The sequence below is a fragment of the Aeromonas sp. SCS5 genome (assembly GCF_001887375.1).
Taxonomy (GTDB): domain Bacteria; phylum Pseudomonadota; class Gammaproteobacteria; order Enterobacterales; family Aeromonadaceae; genus Aeromonas; species Aeromonas jandaei.
This window is the reverse complement of the sequence record NZ_LFCS01000008.1, coordinates 19,515-36,009: the sequence shown is the minus strand read 5'-3', so window position 1 is coordinate 36,009 and position 16,495 is coordinate 19,515. Positions and strand designations below refer to the sequence as shown.

At 59.6% G+C, this 16,495-nt stretch carries 9 protein-coding genes, 7 tRNA genes and 1 riboswitch; of the genes, 4 read left to right on the top strand and 12 right to left on the bottom strand.

All coding sequences use genetic code 11. The features are described 5' to 3' along the window. The first annotated feature begins 99 nt into the window (after nt 1-99). Nucleotides 100-1,281 (top strand): PLP-dependent aminotransferase family protein, encoded by a 1,182-nt coding sequence (locus tag BS300_RS11825; protein WP_033112742.1) that lies wholly within the window; start codon nt 100-102, stop codon nt 1,279-1,281. Between the two features lie 74 nt (nt 1,282-1,355). On the opposite strand, the gene BS300_RS11820 is transcribed toward BS300_RS11825, so the two are convergent. Next, nucleotides 1,356-2,885 carry a cyclic diguanylate phosphodiesterase gene (locus BS300_RS11820; RefSeq protein ID WP_071913194.1) on the bottom strand — a complete coding sequence of 510 codons (1,530 nt, stop codon included), beginning with the start codon at nt 2,883-2,885 and terminating at the stop codon, nt 1,356-1,358. Between the two features lie 252 nt (nt 2,886-3,137). Between BS300_RS11820 and BS300_RS11815 the strand changes: the two genes are divergently transcribed. Next, on the top strand, nt 3,138-4,043 hold the full coding sequence (locus BS300_RS11815) for a TIGR01777 family oxidoreductase (RefSeq protein WP_071912969.1): 906 nt from the start codon (nt 3,138-3,140) through the stop codon (nt 4,041-4,043). A 91-nt stretch (nt 4,044-4,134) separates the two neighbouring features. On the opposite strand, the gene BS300_RS11810 is transcribed toward BS300_RS11815, so the two are convergent. Both BS300_RS11810 and BS300_RS11805 read right to left on the bottom strand, forming a co-directional pair. Then, nucleotides 4,135-6,582 carry an FtsX-like permease family protein gene (locus tag BS300_RS11810; protein WP_071912968.1) on the bottom strand — a complete coding sequence of 816 codons (2,448 nt, stop codon included), beginning with the start codon at nt 6,580-6,582 and terminating at the stop codon, nt 4,135-4,137. Nucleotides 6,583-6,618: 36 nt separating this feature from the next. Beyond that, nucleotides 6,619-7,314 (bottom strand): ABC transporter ATP-binding protein, encoded by a 696-nt coding sequence (locus tag BS300_RS11805; protein WP_071912966.1) that lies wholly within the window; start codon nt 7,312-7,314, stop codon nt 6,619-6,621. Between the two features lie 56 nt (nt 7,315-7,370). On the opposite strand from BS300_RS11805, the gene BS300_RS11800 reads away from it, so the two are divergent. Then, on the top strand, nt 7,371-7,982 hold the full coding sequence (locus BS300_RS11800) for an arylesterase (protein ID WP_071912964.1): 612 nt from the start codon (nt 7,371-7,373) through the stop codon (nt 7,980-7,982). A gap of 93 nt (nt 7,983-8,075) precedes the next feature. Here the strand turns inward: BS300_RS11800 and BS300_RS11795 are convergent, their stop codons facing one another. Both BS300_RS11795 and BS300_RS11790 read right to left on the bottom strand, forming a co-directional pair. After that, nucleotides 8,076-9,020 (bottom strand): chemotaxis protein CheV, encoded by a 945-nt coding sequence (locus BS300_RS11795; protein ID WP_033112748.1) that lies wholly within the window; start codon nt 9,018-9,020, stop codon nt 8,076-8,078. A gap of 140 nt (nt 9,021-9,160) precedes the next feature. Continuing rightward, nucleotides 9,161-12,187, bottom strand: coding sequence for a glycosyl hydrolase family 18 protein (locus BS300_RS11790; RefSeq protein WP_071912962.1), 3,027 nt, complete (start codon nt 12,185-12,187; stop codon nt 9,161-9,163). 116 nt (nt 12,188-12,303) lie between these two features. Next, nucleotides 12,304-12,392, bottom strand: a riboswitch (cyclic di-GMP riboswitch). 295 nt (nt 12,393-12,687) lie between these two features. On the opposite strand from BS300_RS11790, the gene BS300_RS11785 reads away from it, so the two are divergent. Then, nucleotides 12,688-14,874, top strand: coding sequence for an ExeM/NucH family extracellular endonuclease (locus BS300_RS11785; protein ID WP_071912959.1), 2,187 nt, complete (start codon nt 12,688-12,690; stop codon nt 14,872-14,874). A 168-nt stretch (nt 14,875-15,042) separates the two neighbouring features. Here BS300_RS11785 and BS300_RS11780 read toward each other — a convergent pair. The 7 genes from BS300_RS11780 to BS300_RS11750 all read right to left on the bottom strand — a co-directional run bounded on the left by BS300_RS11780 (nt 15,043) and on the right by BS300_RS11750 (nt 15,842). After that, nucleotides 15,043-15,118, bottom strand: a tRNA-Ala gene (locus tag BS300_RS11780). Nucleotides 15,119-15,151: 33 nt separating this feature from the next. Continuing rightward, nucleotides 15,152-15,227, bottom strand: a tRNA-Ala gene (locus BS300_RS11775). A 48-nt stretch (nt 15,228-15,275) separates the two neighbouring features. After that, a tRNA-Ala gene (locus tag BS300_RS11770) sits at nt 15,276-15,351 on the bottom strand. 33 nt (nt 15,352-15,384) lie between these two features. After that, nucleotides 15,385-15,460 (bottom strand) — tRNA-Ala (locus BS300_RS11765). A gap of 63 nt (nt 15,461-15,523) precedes the next feature. Next, nucleotides 15,524-15,599 (bottom strand) — tRNA-Ala (locus BS300_RS11760). A gap of 63 nt (nt 15,600-15,662) precedes the next feature. After that, nucleotides 15,663-15,738, bottom strand: a tRNA-Ala gene (locus BS300_RS11755). Between the two features lie 28 nt (nt 15,739-15,766). Then, nucleotides 15,767-15,842: transfer RNA gene (locus tag BS300_RS11750), tRNA-Ala, on the bottom strand. Nucleotides 15,843-16,495 lie beyond the last annotated feature (653 nt).

Sequence of the window (16,495 nt, the reverse complement as noted above, 5' to 3'; positions counted from 1 at the left end):
GATTTTTGTGACAATCATTGCCTCATTTCTGAAATCTGATACAAACGGATAACCTGGCGGTCGAATGGAGCGACTGCCCACATGCCGAGAGAATTGCCTATGCAGCCGTTTTTTGCCCAGCGCTTCGAGAAGGTCGAGCCTTCCTTTATCCGTGAAATCCTCAAAGTTGCCGCCAATCCGGAGATCATCTCCTTCGCCGGTGGCCTGCCTAATCCCCACCTGTTTCCGGTCAAGGCGATCGATCAGGCTTGTCAGGATGTGCTGCGCGAACAGGGGGCTGCCGCCCTGCAATATGCGGCGACCGAAGGGTATGCGCCGCTGCGCCAATACATTGCCGACCGCTATCTGGCCCGCCACGGCATGCAGGTCAATCCGGACAACATCCTCATTACCAGTGGCTCCCAGCAGGCGCTGGATCTGCTGGGCAAGGTGCTGATCGATGAAGGCCAGGATCTCATCATCGAAGAGCCTGGTTATCTGGGCGCCATTCAGGCCTTCTCTGTCTATCAACCGAATTTCAAGCCAATCACCCTCGGCGAAGCCGGGCTGGATCTGGCGGCGCTGGATGCGCTGCTGGCAAGCGACTCCAATGCCAAGTTGCTCTACGGCGTCCCCAACTTCCAGAACCCGAGTGGCGTCTCCTACAGCCGCGCCAACCGCGAGGCACTGGCCGAGCGACTGGTGCGCCACGAGCTCCTGATGGTGGAAGATGATCCCTACGGCGAGCTACGCTTCGAGGGCGAACATCTGCCCCCGATTGCCAAGCTGGCGCCAAACAATACAGTGCTGCTCGGCTCCTTCTCCAAAACCGTGGTGCCCGCCTTCCGTCTGGGCTGGATGCTGGTGCCGGAGTGGCTGCGCAAGAAGGTGACCATCGCCAAGCAGGCGACCGACCTGCACAGCAACGCCTTCAGCCAGCAAGTGCTGCACCGCTTCCTGATGGATAACTCCCTCGATGCCCATCTGGAGAAGATCAAGGAGGTCTATGGCCGTCAGCGCGCCGCCATGGAAGCCGCCCTGACTCGTCACTGCCCGCCCGGTGTCAGCTACACTCGACCGGAAGGGGGCATGTTCCTCTGGTTGACCCTGCCGGCTCATATTAGCGCCATGGCCCTGTTTGATGAGGCGATCAAGGAGAAGGTAGCCTTCGTACCGGGCGCCCCCTTCTATGTGCGCCCCGAAATTCAGAACACCCTGCGCTTGAGCTTCTCCTGCGTCGATGAAGCGACCATTGAGGAGGGGGTCAAGCGGCTGGCTCGCGCCCTCCAGCGGATGCTCTGACCCAAGCCACCGCACTGAAACAAAAAAACCAGCGAACAGTTCGCTGGTTTTTTTATGCCTTCACTTAACCACAATCAGCCAAACAAGCTCTTGCAAAACTGCGCCATCGGCATGGGGCGACCATAGAGATACCCTTGCAGATAGTCGACATGGCGATCCCGCAGATAGTCCGCCTGCGACTGCTTCTCGACCCCTTCCGCGATCAGGATCAATTCAAGCCGTTTCGCCAGATCAATCACGTTCTCGACGATGTGGCTGGAGAGTGAATCCGTACCAATCATCTCCACAAAGCTCCGGTCAATCTTGATGGCATCGACCTGAAACTGTTGCAGATAGGTCAGACTGGAATGGCCGGTGCCAAAGTCATCGATAGAGATCAACACGCCCAGCTTGCGCAATTCGGCAAACATCCGGGCCGTTGTCTCATCGGCCACCAGCAACTCCCGCTCCGTCAACTCCAGCCCCAAATCAACGGGATTCTCCTTGAAGGCGTCGAGAAACGCCTTGCAGTCAGCCAACAGGTCGAGATCCTGAAAGTGTTTGGCGCTGATATTGAAGCAAAAATGAAACTTGGCTGGCAGCTTGCCGGCATAAGGGGAGAAGTGGTCGCGCACCTCGGCCATCAACAGGCTGGTCATGGGCACAATCAGCCCGCTATCTTCCGCGAGAGGGATAAAACGATCCGGCGGAATCATCCCCTGTTTGGGATGCTGCCAGCGCATCAGCACCTCACAGCCACGCCAATGCTCGTCATCGCCGGAGACCACCGGCTGCAGGTAGGGGAGAAACTCCTCATCGATCAACGCCCGCTTGAGCTCCTCCGATGGTGAGCTGCTACGCCCCATCAGTCTGAAGGTGCCGAATCCAATCAGCAGCGCCAGTAACGGAGAGAGGAGCAAGGTATATCTGGAGTAGCGCCATGCGTGGCTCAAGTAGTCATGCACCGTGACCTGGGTGACGACCTGATAGGGGAAATTGGCCGAAGTGAGGGCAATATAGCCCTCTTCTGGCGGAGAGGGCGCAGCCCCGAACTGACCTGAGCCAAACAGTGCCCTCTGCCCCACCACCAGAGCCATCGGGGAGTTCTTGCTGGAGATCTCCAGAGTATTGCGCAGGTAGTAGCCATCTATACCAATCAGCACACTCCCCCTGTCCGTTTCATGACGCAGCACGATCAAGGGACGATCCGGCGTGACTTCATTGCCTGGCAGCAGTTGCAACCTGCCATCCACATAACTGTCAGGATTGAAGGGGCCATCATAGTCACCATAAAGCGAGGTGCAGTAGATGTGGCCGCCGACAGCCAGATTGGCGGAACGAACATCGGGCACCGTTGCCACCTGTTCGCGTAGCAGTTGTGCCGCATCCTTGCAGGGGTGGCCAAGCATCCCCTCCACATTGATGGCCGCTTGCAAGGCATGGCCGATGGAGCGATCAAACATCATACGGGCATGCTGCAACCGTGACTCGGCATCACGCTCTATCTCCGTCACGGTCTGCCAGATAACGGCAACAACCCCCAGCAGCAGGATCCCGCCCCCCATCAGCAGCGCCACCAGAATCCTCGAGTAAAGCTGGCGAAGTTTTAAACGACGAAATGGCATGGCGGCCTCTTTGATGCTCGGATAATGGGTGACAGCCTCGGTGGACAGGCGAAAAGGGTCGCCATAATAGCGATTGTTCAACAAATACCCAACCAACAAAAATCAATCAATTCAAGCTGTTGTTCAACAATATCTTGTAAGAAAAGGATAGAGTTAACATCCGTCAAACAAAAAACTCCCGAAGCACGTCTCACTTGTTGAAGGGAAGCCGCACCATTAAAGTTGAGCAAACGACCGCAGGAGCGCGCAGCGATGAAGATTCTGATCACCGGGGGAACCGGTTTTATTGGCCGCCGTCTGGTGGCCCATCTCAAGGTCAATCACGACGTGGTCGTCCTGAGCCGACAAGGCAGTCGCGCCTACTCCCTGCTTGGCCACGATGTGCAGATCATCGATAACCTCGACAGCCTCGATGACCTCAACGATGTGGATGCAGTGATCAATCTGGCAGGGGAACCCATAGCCGCAGGCCGCTGGAGCGAGCAGCGCAAACAGCAGCTCTGCGACAGCCGCTGGCTGCTGACCGAGCAGCTGGTCGACCTTATCAAACTCTCCACAACGCCCCCTAAAGTGCTGGTCAACGCATCCGCCATCGGCTGGTATGGCAGGCAGGGGGCAGAGCCCCTCGACGAGCAGTGCCGCTCACCCCATCAGGAGTTCACCCACCAGCTCTGTCAGCAGTGGGAGACGCTGGCGCAGGAAGCTGGCAGCAAGCAGACCCGGGTCTGCATCGTGCGGATCGGGCTGGTGCTCGGCATGGATGGCGGCGCCCTGCCCAAAATGCTGCCACCTTATCGACTCGGCCTTGGCGGCCCCATGGGCAGCGGCAACCAGATGATGAGCTGGATCCATGTGCAGGATCTGGTGCGCGCCATGCTGTTTCTGCTGGAGCACGAGGAGTGCAACGGTATCTTCAACGGCACGGCGCCTCATCCTGTCAGCAACCGGGAGTTTAGCCAGACTCTGGCTCGCACCCTCCACCGCCCGCACCTCTTCTTCGTCCCGGCACCGCTGCTGCAACTGGTGATGGGAGAGGCGGCCGATCTGCTGCTGACCGGGCAAAACGTACTGCCCGCGCATCTGCAACAGGCCGGCTTCCACTTTACCTACCCCCAGCTGCCGCAGGCACTGACCGATCTGTTGCGAGAGACTCGCTAACACTTCCCCTAACCACCACAGGCCGCACAGCAATCAGCCCGACCACTGGTCGGGCTGATTGCCTCCGGCACCTGCGCTCTCAGGGGCCTGATTACAGCAATCCCTGACCCAGACCACGCAACCGGTCGCTGAGGGTGCCCGCCAGCAGCTGGCGCCGCATTCCCTGACCGGCCAGGGTGACCAGCAACGCCCCCAGGGTTGGCAATCCGAGCCAGATGCGCCAGTGGAACTGCCACTGACCATCAAACCACCAGAACTGGAGAGCAACGGCACACAACTCCACCACCATGGCGGCACAGAGTCCGGCCAGCAAGCCACTCGCCACCAGCTCCCAGCGCAACATCTTGCCAAGCAGCGCGCTGCCAGCCCCCAGAGTGCGCATCAACAGCAGTTCACGCCGCCGCTGGGCCATGCTGGCCTGAGTCTGGGTCAGCAGCACCAGCAGCGCCGCCACCGTCACCAGCCCCAGCATCAGGGCCAGCGCCCGGCTCACCTGCTCCGAAACCCGGGTCAGCCGCACGATGAGATCATCCACATCAATCAGGCTCACCGTGGGATGGTGGCGGATCAGCCCCACCTCGGCGGTACGCCCCTCTGGCGGCAGCCGGTAGCTGCCGATCCAGGTGCGGGAAAAGGGGGCCAGCAGATCGGGTGAGAAGATCATGTAGAAGTTGGGCCGCATGTTGTCCCACTTGATACTGCGCAGACTGGTGACCCGGGCCCCGAAGCTGCGCCCCTCGATGGTAAAGGCGAGCATGTCACCCAGCTTGATATCGAGCCGCTTGGCCAGTTCGCTGTCGACCGATACCTCGCCGGGGCCGGAGAACCACTTCCCTGCCACCAGCTTGTTGTCGGCTGGCAGGGTCGTAGTGGTAGTAAAGTTGAGCTCCCGATCGACCCCTTCGCGACCACTGCGAGCCCCTTCCCCCACCGCATCACCGGCGATATGGGTCAGGCGCCCGCGCACCATGGGATAGAAGTCTGAGGTAACGGCGCCGGCTCCCGCCAGTTCGCTCAGGATCCCTTCCCGCTCGTTCTCGGCCACATTGACCAGAAAACGGTTGGGGGCATCGGCAGGCAAACGAGCGGAGAACGCCTCCAGCAGATCGATGCGAACCGCCCAGAGCAAGCCAAACAGCATCAGCGCCAGCGCAAAACCGGCCAGCTGGAACAGACCGCTGCGCCGCTCGCGCGACAGATGGGCCAATGCCAGCCGCAGGGCGTGCGGGCCGCTCACCCGCGCTCCCACTCTCAACATCAGGGAAGCCAGCAGAGCCAGCAGCCCCATCAGCAGGCCCATCCCACCCACCAAACCCAGCGCCAGCCGCACATCGGCGGTAAAGCCCCATACCAGCGCAAACAGGCCGAGCAGACCGACCGGCAGCGCCAGCCAGGGGGGAATCCCCGCCTCCAGCTCGCGGCGCAACACTCGCAGCGGCGGCACTTTCAGCAGCCGCAGGAAGGGGATAAAGGCGAGCAGCAGGGTGATGAAGAGGGCAACCGCCACACCTAGCGCAAAGGGGCGCCAGGAGGGTGGCGGCAGATCCGGTGGCAGCAACTCACCCAGCAGTTGCAGGGTGAACCACTGCATGATGGTGCCCGCCACCAGCCCCAGCAGGGTGCCGATCAGGGTCAGCGACAGCAGCAGCCCGCTCATCAGTTGCCACAGACTGGTGCGCGATGCCCCCAGCGTCTTGAGCAGGGCCACCATATTGGTCTGGCGTTCGGCAAAGTGACGTACCGCTATGCCCATCGCCAGCGCGCCCAGCAGCACGCCGCAAAGGGACGCCAGCCGGAAGAAGCGCTCGGCATTGACCAGCGAGCGGCCCACCTGGGATTCACTGTCATCGGGCGTGATCCACTTCTGCCCGGCCTGCAGCTGAGGAACCAGCCAGCGTTCATAGCGGGCCAGCGCCTCTCGCGACCCTTTGAAGAGATAGCGCCACTGCTGACGACTACCCGGCAGCAGGGCGCCGGTCGCCTCAATGTCGGCGCTGTGGATGAGCGCCCGCGGCGCCAGCAGGAAGGGGCTGAATCCCTGATCGGGCTCCTCGCCAAGCAGACCAGCCACCTTGAGCACCGTATTGCCCACCTCCAGCTCATCCCCCACCTTGGCCGTCAGCAACTGCATTACCCGGGCGGAGAGCCAGATTTCACCGGGGGCAGGAGTCCGGGCCGGGGTCAGCTCCAGCTTGCCGTAGAAGGGAAAACCGTCGGGCACCGCCCGGATTGAGGCAAGCTGCAGCGCATCGCCGTGAAACAGCATGCTGTTGAAACTGACCGTGGTCTGCAACGCCAGACCATCTTTTTGTGCCTGCAGCAACCAGCCATCCGGTATCGCAGTGGCGCTGCGCAGCACCCGATCCGCCCCGATAAAGTCGCGGCCAGATGCCTTGAGTCCCGCCTCCAGCCGATCTGCCACCAGCGCCACGCTGAGCACACAGGCCACACTCAGGGCCAGCGCCAACACAAACCAGCGCAGCTCGCCGCTCCATCCTTCCCGGCGCAGCAGTCGCCATCCCAATCGCCACTGCATCATCCCTGACCACCTCCGCTCACTCGCCTGCCCCCTGCATTACACCACGGCATGACTCACCTCGCGATCCAGCCTGCCTGCCGCCATCACCAGCTGACGCTGGCACCGGCTGGCCAGCTCTTGGTCATGGGTCACCACCACCAAGGTGGTGCCGTGCTTGCGGTTGAGTTCAAACAGCAGCTCAATCACCTTGTCACCAGTCTTGCTGTCGAGGTTGCCGGTCGGTTCGTCTGCCAGCAGCAGGCTGGGCCGGGTCATGAAGGCGCGGGCAATGGCCACCCGCTGCTGCTCGCCACCGGAGAGCCGTGGCGGCATATGATGCAGACGTTCAGCAAGCCCTACCGCCGCCAGCAGTTCACGGGCTCTGAGCTCACAGTCACGCTCACCGCGCAGCTCGGCAGGGAGCATCACGTTCTCAAGCGCCGTCATGGTCGGGAGCAGCAGGAATGACTGGAAGACAAAGCCGATCTGCTCGGCGCGCAATCTGGCCCGCCCCTCCTCATCCAGCTCGCCGAGTGACTTGCCGAGAATTTCGATGGAGCCAAGACTCGGCAGATCGAGCCCGGCCAGCAATCCGAGCAAAGTAGACTTGCCTGACCCGGAGGCGCCGACCAGTGCCACCGTCTCGCCGCTATTGACTTGCAGATCGATCCCTTCAAGGATGGTGAGGCTTTCCTGGCCTAGGCTGACCGATTTGCCGAGGCCCTTGACGACAATAATGGGGGTTGAACTCATGCTCGATATCCTTTGTCCCAATCCCTTGATGGCAATCCATAGCGGGAGTTGAATTGATGGTGCGTATTCTGTTTGCCTTGTTCGTTGGCCTCGGCAGCCTGCTCTCGTCGGTTCAGGCCCAGACTCTGCTGGTGCTCGGCGACAGCCTGAGCGCCGGTTATCAGATGCAGGAAAAGCAGAGCTGGCCTGCCCTGCTTGAACAAAAATGGCAGAACGAGGGGGGCGAGCACACCCTCATCAATGCCAGCGTCAGCGGTGAGACCACCCAGGGCGGACTGGCGCGCCTGCCCGCCCTGCTGGAGCAGCATGAGCCGGACTGGCTGCTGATCGAACTGGGGGGCAACGATGGCCTGCGCGGCTTTGCCCCTGCCATTACCCGCCAGAATCTGGCCAGCATGATTGCCCTTGCCAAAGAGAAGCAGATTCAGGTCGCACTGACCCAGATCCAGCTGCCCCGCAACTACGGAGCCCGCTATCTGCGCCAGTTCGAGCAGATCTTCCCGGAACTAGCCGAGACCAACAAGCTGCCCCTGCTCCCCTTCTTCATGGATGATATTGCGCTGCGCCCTGAACTTATGATGAACGATGGTATTCACCCTACCCCGGCGGCGCAGCCGCAGATCCGCGACAAGGTAGCCCGTTTTATGGAGCCACTGATGAGCCGCTGACACCTTGGCAACAGGCTGTGTCATATATACGACGGCAGATAAGCAAACATCCCGCCGAGGCGGGATGTTTTTTATTGCAAACTGTATGGCGGGTTACTTTTCCAGTACCTGACGCAGCCGCTCCTGCGCCACGCCAACCAGCAGGTCGGGCTGGAATTTGGAGATAAAGCGGTCACACCCCACCTTCTTGACCATGGCTTCGTTGAAGTTGCCACTCAGGGAGGTATTGAGGGTGATGAAGAGATCGGCCATGCGCGGATCGCTGCGCACCTCGTGGGTCAGGCGATAGCCATCCATCTCCGGCATCTCCGCATCGGTGATCATCAACAGGATCTCGTTGGTCACCTTCTTGCCGGCATCGCACCACCCCTTGAGCAGGGTCAGCGCCTGCAAGCCGTCCTGACACTCGATAACCTCAAGCCCCAGCTGCCCCAGCGTCTCGCGTACCTGATTGCGGGCAGTGCTGGAGTCATCGACGATAAGCACCTTGCGGCCATGCATCTCGGGCAGAATATCCCGATCCAGCACCTCTTCGGAGATGCTGATGTCGTAGGTGATGATCTCCGCCAGCACCTTCTCAACATCAATGATCTCGACAATCTGATCCACCCCGTCTTCCGGGATGCGGGTGATGGCGGTGAGATAGTTGGCACGCCCGGCCGAGCGAGGCGGCGGCAGGATATCCTTCCAGGTCATGTTGACGATGTTGGCTACCTGCCCCACCAGAAAGCCCTGAATGGTGCGGTTGTATTCGGTGATGATGAGGTTGGATTCACTGTCGACCGGCATGGGACGCATGCCGATGGCGCTGCGCAGATTGATCACCGGGATCGAGGTACCGCGGATATTGGCTACCCCGCTGATATTGTGGTGAGAGCCCGGCATCTTGTTGAGGTGCGGCAGCTTGACCACTTCTCGCACCTTGAAGACGTTGATGGCAAACATCTGGCGGGTGCCGAGACGGAACATCAACAACTCCAGGCGGTTTTCCCCTACCAGCTGGGTTCGTTGATCAACTGAATCCAATATACTCGCCATATGCTGACATCCATCTGATTATTAATCGACTTCTATTATAGAGGCTGCCTGCCAGGAAAGGCAGACGCATTTTCAACCAGATCGACCATGCAGATAAAAAAAGTGAGGCCTAAGCCTCACTTATCTCCTTGATTTAAAAATCAATAACTACAGACAGACTTCCAGCTGCCATCGGTGGCCTTGGGTTCACTGCTGGTCCACCAGTTGGCCTGCCACACCACCTTGTTGTGGGTGATGCGATCGCCCGCATTGGCATGATCCCCTTGCGGCCAGGTCGGGTAAGCCTTGTAGGCTGCCGGATTGATGTTCTGGCTGCTGCAGGTCGCACCGCCCTCACCACCGCCCGAGCCCAATACGGCCTCCGGCAGGGTCGGGAACTCGGCCTTGAGACCCGCGGTCTGGCTGCCGCTGATGATGCGGATGCCACTCGGCACGCCAGCGGCCGGCAGATAGTAGGTCATCGCCACTTCCACATCGCTGCCCGGCGTCCAGGCTTTCCAGGTCGGCAGCGTCAGAGCCACCTTGTGGAAATCCTTCTCGTTGGCAATCCCGTCGGAGTTCTGGTTGCCGCCGCTCTCCACCACTTTCAGCCCCATCCCGCTCTGGTCGGTGATGGTGTCAGAGGTAGAGGTTGGCACCAGGAACTCGATGCGGGCACCGCCCGGAATGGTCTGGGTCGAGTTGTTGGTGAGCTTCAGGGTCGGGTTGATCGGATAGTTGGAATCCCCCTCCTTGAAGCCGGAGAGGCTCACCGCGATGTCGAGCTGGGCCGCCGGAGCTGCCAGATCGTTCTGCTTGGTGTTGTACTTGGTCGCCTTGGCAAACTTGTCGTAGGCGAGCGTGGTCAGGGTATCCCCCATGCCGTACTCTTTTTTCACCGGATCGTAGGCGTAGTCACCCGCCATCTCCCAGAACATCACGCCACCCAGACCACGATTGACGATGTAGTCGAGCTTGTGACCCATGGACTCCTCATCCTCGGTGGAGAGGAACACCTTTTTCTCCTCGTTCCACAGCCAGGGGGCATGAGCCTTGTCGTCGTAGTAACGGACATACTTGCCCTGCATCACGTGGGCCGGGTTGTTGGGATCCAGACCCCAGGCCTGCCCGTAGCTCGGCATGGTGGTGATCCCCAAATCGGCTGCGTGCTCCAGGTTCTTGGCATGCCACATGGGGACGGCGCCACCGCCGATCTCCTTGCCGTTCTTGTCCAGATCGTGCCAGATGTTGTCGATGCCGACCGCCCCGTTACCGCACGGAATGGTGCCGCCACCGGTACCCGGCTGGCAATTGCTCTGGCTCGGCAGTGCTGCCTTGCCACCCAGACCGTGCGTGCCACCGCTGACCCCCTGCCAACCGCGGGTGTAATAGGGCACACCCACGTTGATCTTGCCGGCCGCCAGCGCACCACGGAAGTAGTGAGCAGACCAGGCTGCGTTGAGGTAGCCGATGCCGCCAAACTCTTTCTGGGTGTAGACGCCCCACTGCGCCAGCTCGGCGTCTGCCTTGTTGTCAAACAGGGCGGCGTTGTGGCCGACAAAGTGGTTCCAGGCACCGTGGAAGTCGTAGGTCATCAGGTTGACATAGTCGAGGTACTGGGTGACCTGGAAGTTCTCCATGCCGCGCAGCAGATAGGCGGAAGCTGGCGAGGCGATGGTCAGCATGTACTTGCGGCCATCCTCGCTGCCCGCTGTATCCAGCTTGCTGCGCAGGGTCTGCATCATCACCTTGTAGTTGGCAAACAGCTTGCCGCGGCACTGGTTGGAGAGCGGGAAGTCGTTGGGGTTGCCCGCATCCTTCATGGAGGTGGGGTATTCGTAATCGATATCGACCCCGTCAAAACCGTATTGACGGATGAAGCTCACCGCCGACGTGGCAAGCGCATTGATGCCATCGGTGTTGACCGAGCAGTCGCCCTTGGTGGTGGCAGTGTAGAAGCCGCGCGTATCGGCCCAGCCCCCGACCGAGATGAGGGTTTTCACGTCCGGATACTGCTTCTTGAACTTCGACAGCAGGTTGAAGTGCCCCTTGTAGGCAAACTCCGGATCCATCTCGGCACCCGGCACGCCATCCCAGGTCATCTTGGTCGCCGAGTCATCCACCTTGATGGTGTGGCTCTGCTCGTCCACCGCCGCGAAGGCGTAGTTGATGTGGGTGATCTTGCTCCACGGAATGTCACTCACCAGATAGGCGGGCAGGCCATTCTTGCCGGTGCGCCAGGAGGTGAAGTAGCCGATGACCCTGCGGGCATGGTCATCCCCCATGCACTCGTAGCCATCAGGACGATAGATCTGGCGGATATCGCAGGAGAGGTTGCCACCGGATGGTGGCAGCGCGGCCTCCTCGACAGTGACGTTCACTGCCGCCGACTCGCCGCTCAGATTGGTTTTGTCGGTGGCAACCAGCTTGAGGGCGGCACTGCCTTTGGCATCGGGCGTCCAGTTGACCTGCCAGGGGGCGGCATTGTCTTCCCCTACCTTCTTGCCATCGACAAACAGCTCGACTTTGGCCACATCGTTGTTGGCATCGGTGACGTTGCCGTTCACCGCCACGCTGCGACCCAGCGTTACCTTGGCACCACTGGCCGGGCTGCTGATGCTCACCTTGGGCGCCTCTGGCGCCACCACGGCAGCGACGTTGAAGCTCGAATCCGCCTCGCTCAGTACCTTGCCATCCTTATCCAGTGCCCGCGCTTTCAGGGCGTGCGCCCCAACGCCCGCAGCACTCCAGCTGGCGCCCCAGGGCGAGGCGCTGGCCGTGGCAGCAAGCTTGCCGTCGATAAGGTATTCCACCCGAACCAGCGCCGTCACCGGGCCACTCAGGATCACCGCCAGCGCAACGCTGGCACCTTCGTTAAAGCTGGCACCGGCAGCCGGAGAGCTGACGGCCACGCCGAGCGCCGGTGGCGGCACTTCGCCGCCGTAGAGCTTCCAGGCATCCGCCCAGACCACCCCGATACCGGGTTCATAGTGATAGGGTGATGCCCCGCACCAACCCGAGTAGGGGAACTCTTTGCATTCATAGAGGGCGCCGGCATTGCTGACGATGTCACCGGCTTTGTAGGCAGTACCGGCCTTGTAGGCGGGATAGGCTGCCTGCGCCCAGGCGGGCATGGCAGCGATAGCCACCAGCACGGCAAGCCGGCTGGGCCTCAGGAACTGTTGCATATTGTTATCTTCCTTGTTTTGTCTTGGCATTGGTGACCAAGGCAAAGCACAAGCGCAACCTGCGTGAAGGGAGGGAGACTACCGGCCATGGACTCGCCGCACACTGCCTCTTCACCCGGGGAAACCCCGCTATCTGGATCATCGTCTGATCGGAAGACCGGAGGTATTGCGTCCCGGCATTTCAACCGGTTTGCCCTTTACCTGGGTTCCGTGAGGAACAAGCCGAGTATAGAAAGCATGCTGCCGAGTCTCAATCTTCATTCTCGGAGAAAAATATGTGGTTGCCAGCGGGATCACACTTTCCCACCACGACCATTGGTAAGTGTTTTATCAGTAATTTCAGAGTGTTAGCCAAGTCAAAAAACGCCAAGTTGCGTTCATTTGTATCCCGGTAATGTGCGTTGGCTCACTGGTACGATATGCCGAAAATGTGACAATGCGCGCCCCTGGTCAGCGACCAGGGCTATGGAAACACTGGCAAAAATAAAAAAGGAACACTTATGAAAGGTACTCGCACCCTACTGTCTCTGGCCGTGGGGCTGGCCCTCGCTGCCCCCGGCGCCCATGCGGCATTTGTCTGCCCATCCGATCCGGCGCAACTCACCCCCATTCCGACTATTCAGGGAACAGGCTCAGGGAGCCAGTTCGCGACCGACACCGTGACCGATAAAAACGGCACCATCACGGGAAAAATCAGTCCGGGTACCTTCATGGTGCGCGGTGTCGTCACCACCCTAGGCCAGAGTCTGACCAAAGGCTTCTATCTGACTGATCCGGCGGGAGATGGCAATCCGGCGACCTCCGATGGCATCTTTGTCTATCTGAACGATATGGCAACCAAATACAAAGACGTCAAACCGGGGAGCGAAGTCTGTCTGGAAGCGCAGGTTCAAGAGTTTTACGGCGGCACCCAGCTGACCCCGTTTGTCGACAAAGCCACCAAAAAGGCCAACTTGCAGGTCACCGCACAAGGGCTGAATGTGCCGACCAGCGTATTGCAGGTCAATGAAGGGGAGACGCTGGCGCAGGCGCTCAATCGCCACGAAGGGATGCGGGTACGGCTCGACAGCAGCAGCGATCTCCACCTGACCCGCAACTACGGTTTCGACTACAAGGTTTATCGCAACAACGTCGAGCTCTCCCACAAGGCGCCGTTGCTCAAGCCGACCCAGCTCCATATTGCCAGCAGCCCGGAAGCGGTCGCTCTGGCCGCCAAAAATGGCAGCAACCGGCTGGTGGTCGAGTCTGATTACAAGGCGCCGGATGGCGTACTACCCTGGTTCCCGAGCTGGGATGCCGATCAGGGCTATCTGCGTATCGGTGATCAACTGACTGGGCTGGAGGGGGTCATTGTCTACAACAAGGATGCCTTCCGTCTGGTAGTACCCAGCGATGTCACCCTGAGCACCGGCGCCCTGCTGCGTACACCGGAAGATGACCGCCAGCCGGCACCCGCCCGGGCCACAGGCAGCGATCTGCGGATTGGCAGCTTCAACGTGCTCAACTACTTCACCAGCCACTCCAGCATTGGCGGCGCACTCAACGTGCTGTGCAAAGATCAGGCGGATGCCGACAACGCCAAAGGGTGCAACCGCGGCGCCAAGAGTCAGGCCGACTTCGAGAAGCAGCGCACCAAGATCGTCAACGCCATCACCGAGATGGATGCCGACCTGCTCGGCCTGATGGAGATGGAGAACAATGGCTTTGGCGACAACTCCGCCATCAACAATCTGGTGACCCGCCTCAACGAGCAGCAGAAGGATGCGAACAAGCGCTACGCCTATGTCCGCCTGCCAGCAAGCCTGCTCACCAGCGAGAAATTCTTCGGTGGCGACGCCATCATGGTGGCCATGATCTATCGCCCTGCCCTGCTCACCCCGGCTAGCGAGGCCAATGTCATCCGCATGCCAGAGCAGCGCTATACCACGGGAGGCGTGGCCAAAACCGCCGGCCAGCGCGATTCTCTGGTGCAGAGCTTTACCGTCGCTGGCAGCAAGGATCCGCTGACGCTGGTGGTCAACCACCTCAAGTCCAAGGGGTCGGGCTGCTATGAAAACGGCGATGGCAAGACAGAACCGGCCGACCTGCAGGGCAAGTGTACCGAGTTCCGCGTGAGTGCGGCCAAGGTGCTGGGTGAAGCGGTCAGCAAGCTGCCGGGACAGGTGCTGCTGGTGGGTGACTTCAACTCCTACGCCAAAGAAGATCCGATCCGGGTGCTGACCGATTACAACCCGGCTGCCAGCGAGCGCAAGATTGTTTCGGCCTCTCATACCTTTATCGGTGACCAGTCCTATGAACAGCTCGGTCGCGAGGTGACTCGCAGCTATGGCCTGATCGATCTCAACGTCAAGTTCAACAAGGAAAAAGCCATCTCCTACAGCTATGACAGCGAACTCGGCACCCTCGACTATGCTCTCGCCAATCCGGCGCTGGCCAGCAAGGTGGCGAACGTGGCCGACTGGCACATCAACTCCTTCGAGAGCAACCTGTTCGAGTACGGCAACCAGTACACCGGCACCCTGCTGAAATCGGATAATCCGTTCAGCGCCTCCGACCACGACCCCATCATCGTCGATCTGAAAATGAAGGGTGATGCCGTCAAACCGGACCACGGCTCAAGTGGCGGTGGTGCACTGGGGCTCGGCCTACTGGCCCTGCTGCCGCTGGCCTGGCGCCGTCGGCGCTAACCGGTAACCCGCTTGAAAGTAGCCAAAAGCCCGCGATATCCGCGGGCTTTTCAGTTTTGGCCATTTGATTTGCAAATGAAAGGCAGGAAAGCATGGGGAAAATAAATGCCTGAGAAAACAAAAAGGCCACCGCAATGCGGTGGCCTTTTCTACTTTCTTTACGAAAGATGGTGGAGCTACGCGGGATCGAACCGCGGACCTCTTGCATGCCATGCAAGCGCTCTCCCAGCTGAGCTATAACCCCGATGTGTGTGAATGACTGACGTCACTCTGAATTTGGTGGAGCTACGCGGGATCGAACCGCGGACCTCTTGCATGCCATGCAAGCGCTCTCCCAGCTGAGCTATAACCCCAAATTCGGCACTGAATGAATGGTTCTGGCGGCCATTCATCCTCAACAATGGTGGAGCTACGCGGGATCGAACCGCGGACCTCTTGCATGCCATGCAAGCGCTCTCCCAGCTGAGCTATAACCCCGATGTGTGTGAATGACTGACGTCACTCGGAATATGGTGGAGCTACGCGGGATCGAACCGCGGACCTCTTGCATGCCATGCAAGCGCTCTCCCAGCTGAGCTATAACCCCACAAAGGTCGGCTTGGGTGATACACACCGCACTGCCCTGGGTACTTCATTTCAATCAGGAATTTGGTGGAGCTACGCGGGATCGAACCGCGGACCTCTTGCATGCCATGCAAGCGCTCTCCCAGCTGAGCTATAACCCCACAAAGGTCGGCTTGGGTGATACACACCGCACTGCCCTGGGTACTTCATTTCAATCAGGAACCTGGTGGAGCTACGCGGGATCGAACCGCGGACCTCTTGCATGCCATGCAAGCGCTCTCCCAGCTGAGCTATAACCCCTTTGATTCCAGATTGTTCGAGGAGAATTTGGTGGAGCTACGCGGGATCGAACCGCGGACCTCTTGCATGCCATGCAAGCGCTCTCCCAGCTGAGCTATAACCCCAACTCACCTCGGCGCTGACGAAGTTATCTCCGGCAACGGAGGCGCATGATAGGCATCACCAGCTTCACTGTCAACCCTAAAATCACCCCGATTGGCGCGTTTAATCAAAATTGCAGCAAGTCGTTGTTTTTATCGACTAAACGCCCGTAATCCCGCTGTTTAACCAGCGCTTTGGCGTGCTGGTCGCAACACCACAGCCTCTGCCACCACTCACCCAGTCATCACTGCAGGAGAGGGCGCTCTACGAGATGGCAAGGCAGAAGCGCCCAGCAGGAGGCGGTTCACGAAAGCCTTTCCATAAAGAGGATTGAATTTGAAAACCCTTTCCATGATTTATGTAAATTTACAACACACAAAGTTGATCTGGCTCACAAATAGCCATAGGATCAAACCGTGACCCAAGTCACACAAAGCAACAAACCAACAGAGATATGAGGTGAAACCATGTTCGAGAATCTGGCAGTTCTGTTCCACCTGCGCGGTGCAACCAGAAAAAGTGGCGTAGTCGAGAAAGATACCTACGCTCCGTCCACCCGTGAATACTACTTCCGCTACGGCAAGTAATTGCTGAAAGCCTTTCACGGAAAACGTAATAAAACTACAACACACATCATCACACAGCCCTCTCGAGGCGCTGTCCTGTCCGGGCCAGA

Bases quoted from the DNA above. Each gene is read 5' to 3' on its own strand.
- BS300_RS11805 (WP_071912966.1), bottom strand. From the start codon at position 7,314: ATGAGTTCAACCCCCATTATTGTCGTCAAGGGCCTCGGCAAATCGGTC.
- BS300_RS11800 (WP_071912964.1), top strand. From the start codon at position 7,371: ATGGTGCGTATTCTGTTTGCCTTGTTCGTTGGCCTCGGCAGCCTGCTC.
- BS300_RS11790 (WP_071912962.1), bottom strand. From the start codon at position 12,187: ATGCAACAGTTCCTGAGGCCCAGCCGGCTTGCCGTGCTGGTGGCTATC.
- BS300_RS11820 (WP_071913194.1), bottom strand. From the start codon at position 2,885: ATGCCATTTCGTCGTTTAAAACTTCGCCAGCTTTACTCGAGGATTCTG.
- BS300_RS11810 (WP_071912968.1), bottom strand. From the start codon at position 6,582: ATGATGCAGTGGCGATTGGGATGGCGACTGCTGCGCCGGGAAGGATGG.
- BS300_RS11825 (WP_033112742.1), top strand. From the start codon at position 100: ATGCAGCCGTTTTTTGCCCAGCGCTTCGAGAAGGTCGAGCCTTCCTTT.
- BS300_RS11815 (WP_071912969.1), top strand. From the start codon at position 3,138: ATGAAGATTCTGATCACCGGGGGAACCGGTTTTATTGGCCGCCGTCTG.
- BS300_RS11785 (WP_071912959.1), top strand. From the start codon at position 12,688: ATGAAAGGTACTCGCACCCTACTGTCTCTGGCCGTGGGGCTGGCCCTC.
- BS300_RS11795 (WP_033112748.1), bottom strand. From the start codon at position 9,020: ATGGCGAGTATATTGGATTCAGTTGATCAACGAACCCAGCTGGTAGGG.